1 protein-coding gene is annotated in these 1,570 nt (G+C 69.9%); it reads right to left on the bottom strand.

All coding sequences use genetic code 11. The annotated features are described in order from the left end of the window. Window positions 1-1,570: 2-oxoacid:acceptor oxidoreductase subunit alpha (locus O3W51_RS47960; protein ID WP_138359649.1), on the bottom strand; the 1,570-nt coding region annotated here is incomplete at both ends.

The following is a 1,570-nucleotide window of genomic DNA, read 5'->3' as shown; positions in this document are numbered from 1 at the left end:
CGATGCCGTCGATCTTCGCCTGGCGGGTGCGGACCATGAAGTCGTGGTTGGCCGGGTCGTAGGAGATGTTGCCCGTGCCGTCCTGCTTCTCGATACCGCCGATCCGGTGTTCGAGACCGGGGGTGCCGGGTACCGCCCAGGGGCGGGCCAGCGTCTGCGGGTCGCGCTTGTACGGCCAGAACGCCTCGTCGCCGTTGTCCAGCGTGTGGTTCGGGCCGGTGGCGAACTGCACCCGCAGGTCCGGCAGTTCGTCGATGTCGGGGATCCGCCACGGCTCGCTGCCGTTGGCCAGGTAGCCGTCGGACAGCAGGAACACCGGGGTGCGGTAGGTGAGCGCGATCCGGGCCGCCTCGATGGCGGCGTCGAAGCAGTCGGCGGCGGTGGCCGGGGCCACGATCGGCACCGGCGCCTCGCCGTTGCGCCCGTACATCGCCTGCAGCAGGTCGGCCTGCTCGGTCTTGGTCGGCAGCCCGGTGGACGGACCCCCGCGCTGGATCGCCACCACCAGCAGCGGCAGTTCCAGCGACACCGCCAGCCCGATGGTCTCCGACTTCAGCGCCACACCGGGCCCCGAGGTGGTGGTGACGGCCAGCGCCCCGCCGAACGCGGCGCCCAGCGCGGCGCCGATGGCCGCGATCTCGTCCTCGGCCTGGAACGTCCGCACACCGAAGTTCTTGTGCTTCGACAGCTCGTGCAGGATGTCGGAGGCCGGGGTGATCGGGTACGAGCCCAGATACAGCGGCAGGTCGGCCTGCTTGCTCGCGGCGACCAGGCCGTACGACAGCGCCAGGTTCCCCGAGATGTTGCGGTAGGTGCCGGCCGGGAAGGCGGCGGAGGCCGGGGCGATCTCGTAGGAGACCGCGAAGTCCTCGGTGGTCTCCCCGAAGTTCCAGCCGGCCCGGAACGCCGCGACGTTCGCCTCGGCGATGTCGGGCTTCGTCGCGAACTTCTTCCGCAGGAACTTCTCGGTTCCCTCGGTCGGCCGGTGGTACATCCACGACAGCAGGCCCAGCGCGAACATGTTCTTCGCGCGCTCCGCGTCCTTGCGCGCCAGCCCCGAGTCCTTCAGGGCCTCCACGGTCAGGCTCGTCAGCGGCACCGGGTGGATCGCGTACGCCTCCAGCGAGCCGTCCTCCAGCGGGCTGGCCGCGTAACCGACCTTCGCCATCGCCCGCTTGGTGAACTCGTCCGTGTTGACGATGATCTCCGCGCCGCGCGGCAGATCGGCGATGTTCGCCTTCAGCGCGGCCGGGTTCATCGCGACGAGCACGTTGGGCGCGTCGCCGGGCGTGAGGATGTCGTGGTCGGCGAAGTGGAGCTGGAAACTGGACACGCCCGGCAGGGTTCCCGCGGGTGCCCGGATCTCGGCGGGGAAGTTCGGCAGCGTGGAAAGGTCGTTCCCGAACGACGCCGTTTCCGAGGTGAACCGGTCACCCGTGAGCTGCATTCCGTCACCCGAGTCCCCGGCGAACCGGATGATCACCCGGTCCAGCCGCTGGACCTCCTTGGCCGGTTTGCGCTGTTCACCGAGCAGCGGCTGTCCTACGGCTGGGCTGCTGACCTGGCTGGT

This window comes from Streptomyces sp. H39-C1 (genome assembly GCF_027158125.1).
GTDB lineage: Bacteria > Actinomycetota > Actinomycetes > Streptomycetales > Streptomycetaceae > Actinacidiphila > Actinacidiphila fildesensis.
Note: the sequence above shows the minus strand (reverse complement) of the source record. Positions and strands in the feature narration are given on the sequence as shown.